This is a genomic window from Calditrichota bacterium (assembly GCA_013112635.1).
Classification (GTDB): Bacteria; Calditrichota; Calditrichia; order Calditrichales; family J004; genus JABFGF01.
Window position 1 is genome coordinate 1 of sequence record JABFGF010000022.1, and the last position, 3,938, is coordinate 3,938.

Consider the following 3,938-nt stretch of genomic DNA (forward strand, 5'->3'; position numbering starts at 1 on the left):
TTGCTGGCCATTTGGTTTATATATTAAAGAATAACAGCTCAAATTCTAATGTAGAATGGAATTTAAAGAACGAAGCGGGCCGCAGGATTGCATCCGGAATGTACATAGCACATATAGAAGTGCCTGGTGTAGGAGAAAAAGTTGTTAAGTTCGCAGTTGTTCAGGGCCAGGATTAAATGGGATTACCTGGAGTAATAGTCTAAAAGATGCTTTAAATTATAGAAAGTTTTGTTTGAAAGAGAAACTAAATCCTGCAAAGTGCCAGAAAAAAGTAGCATTAGTTGTGCGGCTTATTTATCCAAAACTAGGTTAGATATCAGTTTTGTTTAGTATATGTTTAAAAAAACAGAATTGTGTTTTTTATTATGAAATGATTTCGGCACACAAAATTAGTGATATAAATCCTGTTATCCTTAAAGGTTGTTTTTTTATGTTTGTTTGTTTTTAACAAAATGTACATATATTGTTAAAGTTTTATTACATGAATTTGATTAGTATCATTCGTTTAACATTTTATACTTAAAAACAATTAACCATAAAAATGGAGAACCTTTATGCAAAAAATTCTTATTATTTTATTCTTAACCGTCTTAACTACCTTTATTTTTGGAGCGGGTAATAAATTAAAAAAAGCTATAATTATTAATAATGAAATCGGTACACCAGCCCAAGTTTCATTTAAGGCGGGTGAAGGCCCACTCCAAACAGAATTCTTTGACATGTATAAAAATCATTTTGCAATTGCCCAGGAGAATACTTTTAAGGAAGTCAATAAATCGATAGATAAAATAGGATTTAACCACACCCGTTTTGTTCAGGAATATAAAGGGTTACTAGTAGCAGATATACAATACATTCTCCATGTTAAAAACGGAATAGTTTATTCTGCTAATGGTCAAATTATCCATAACCTTAATTTAGATACAAACCCTTCAATCTCAAAAGCTAAGGCTTTGCAAGTAGCATTATCTGATATAACAAAAAGAACAAGAGGCTTAAACAATAGTCACTTACAGTACTTAAAAGCAAAAACTCCAGGTACATTATTATTGTCAACAGGGCAAAATAAACGAACCGCTGATAATTATAAACTTGCTTTCCGTTTTGTCTTAAAGATGGACAACCCAACTATCCGTTATCATTACGATATTGATGCCCATACGGGAAAAATACTAAACCATTTTAATAAAATAGAATCGGGTGATGTAGCTGTTACAGGTGAAAGTTTATATAACGGAACAGTAGAAATGACAGCATCAGATGAAGATTTTCCAACGCTGTCTCCCGCCTTTTGGCACCTTGATAGCTGGAATGCAAATTCTGGGAGTGGATTAAGCTGGTGGGTTGCAGATGTTTCTTTTGGCAACAATGGTGGATATGATAATGGGTGGTATAAAATTCTCGATACAGACTCTATTAATATATTTGGAGACGACCCTCAATTATCTTTTTTTCACCGATATGCACTGGAAAACCCTGCTGGTGCATCATCCCCTTATGATGCATGGGAAGGTGTAAATGTGCGTATATCTTCTGATGGTGGTGAAACATGGCAAATCCTCGGAAATCCAGATCCTGCATACTCAAACTCAAGTCTGTTCAGCTTTGGGGATATTCACGGAGAGGGTGCAAATATTCCTGGATGGACTGGTAGTAATACAACATGGTCTGAAGTATTGTTTGATTTGTCAGCTTATTCAGGTCAAACTATCAGGTTACGTTTTGCTTTTGCATCAGACTTGGCATTTTCTACAGCCGATGATGGTGCAGCTGCTGATTTATTTGGCTGGCAGGTCGATGATATCGTTGTATCCAGCTCATCCGGAGAGTTGTATTCAAATACTGGGGAAGCAGATAGAATATTTCCAAGAAATAAAGAAGAGTTTGTCCAAGGTAAATATCGATTAAGGGAACGGGCTCGCAGTAAAGTATTTACATTTGACCTTTTGAATACGGAAAATTATTCTCAGGCAATCGATATAGTGGATAATGATTTAAATTTCAACTCAAACAGGGCCAAAGCTGCAGTTAGTATTCATTGGGCGGCCGAGCAAACCTACGACTATTTTTTAAATTTTCATGGTCGAGATAGTTATGATAATAATGGATCTCAAATACTGGCATATGCGCATGCGCTGGATGGTTGGTTTAATGCACAATGGCTTGGTGATAAAATGCGTTTTGGTGATGGTACAAATAATAGTGCCCCTTTAGTGAGTATGGATATCGTATCGCATGAATATACACATGGTGTTACAGGAACTTCCGCTGGCCTGATTTATCAAAATGAGAGTGGAGCTTTGAATGAGTCTTTCAGCGATATTTTTGGCCAGTCAGTTGAGATAACAGTCTTAGGTACTGATCACAACCCCGAGTGGCTCATTGCTGAAGAGGTAGATGCGTTTCGTTCGATGAAAAATCCTAATATTTTTGGTGACCCTGATACGTACCATGGTAATGGATGGAACTTTGGAACGAGTGACAACGGTGGCGTTCACACCAATAGCGGCGTTCAAAATAAATGGTTTTATTTATTAACACAAGGTGGTGGTGGTACTAATGACAATGGTGATGTTTATAGTGTAGCTGGTATAGGATTAACTAAAGCTGCAGAAATTGCTTACCGAAATCTTACAGTTTATTTAACCCCATCATCCAACTATTCTGATGCTCGGTTGGGGGCAATAAACTCTGCGGTCGATTTATTTGGCCAGGGGAGTAATGAATATAATGCAGTATTGGATGCCTGGAATGCTGTTGGTGTATATTATCCAACTTTGACGCCAAGTATTGTTAGCGATCAGGATTCTGTAGATTATTTAGTTGAAGCTGGTATTGACAGTTTAACAAAAGACGTTATTATATCAAACTTGGGATTAAGTACACTTACAATAACAGAGATAAACCTTGATGATCCTACATTTAGCTTTGTACAAAAAACAACTCTTCCAGTCCAGTTAGAATATGAGCAATCAATTATACTTGAAATACAATTTAAACCAGAAAGTGCAGGAATTACTTTAGCAAACTTGAACATCATTAGCGATGATTCATTAAATTTGAATAAACAGGTTTCGTTAATTGGTAAAGGGTTTGAAATTATCTCAAGTCAGCCAGGCAATGTTTATTTAACAAATAATGCAAGTGATTTATTTAATGTAAATTCTATTGGAGAGAACCAAGCTGTCGGTTCAACTGGTCTCGAAGAATTATTTGGTTTATCTATCAGGCCATCCAATAAGGAAATAATTACCATTGGGTTGGGGTCTATAGGAAGCAAGCTATATAGAATAAATGCTTCAGGTGGTGATACTTATTTTTATAAAGAGTTTGAAGTTACTCAGCTAAAAGCAATTGCATTTGATAATGAGAGTGATTCACTTTTTGCCCTCAGGTTTACAGATGGCACGCTTTATTATTTAGATATTGTAGCTGGTGATTTTAAAGAGATTGGTGTAACTGGAGTTAGACGTTCATATGGGCTTGCAGTAGATCCACAAAATGGTGATTTAATTGCTATTGACCGACTTGGAAAGTTTTATTCTCTAAATAAAAAAACAGCTGTATCAGAATTAATTTTTGATTCAGGCAACTCAGCTCTCCGTGATATAAGTTTTGATAATAATGGAGAACTTTTTTCTATATCTGATGAAGGGAAATTATATCTAATTGATATTGCAAAACAGGAAATTACTGAAGTACTAAATATTGAAAAGGGCGATATGTATGGCCTGGCAATAAATGGGAAATCACCTGTTACCAATATATTTGAGCTTTCTGGAGAGCAAATACCGACTGAATTTGCTTTGACTCAAAATTTTCCAAATCCGTTTAATCCTGAAACAACATTACAGTTTGAGTTACCAAAGAAAGCAAAAGTTACAATTTCTATTTATAATACTTTTGGGCAACGAATAACAGAACTTGCTTCTAATGAA

The 3,938-nt window shown here is 35.4% G+C and carries 2 protein-coding genes; both read left to right on the plus strand.

Annotation, left to right across the window (positions count from 1 at the left end; translation table 11 throughout):
* On the plus strand, positions 1-176 hold a 176-nt coding region (locus tag HND50_22335; GenBank protein ID NOG47991.1), incomplete at its 5' end, for a hypothetical protein.
* 378 nt (positions 177-554) lie between these two features.
* On the plus strand, positions 555-3,938 hold a 3,384-nt coding region (locus tag HND50_22340), incomplete at its 3' end, for a hypothetical protein (GenBank protein ID NOG47992.1).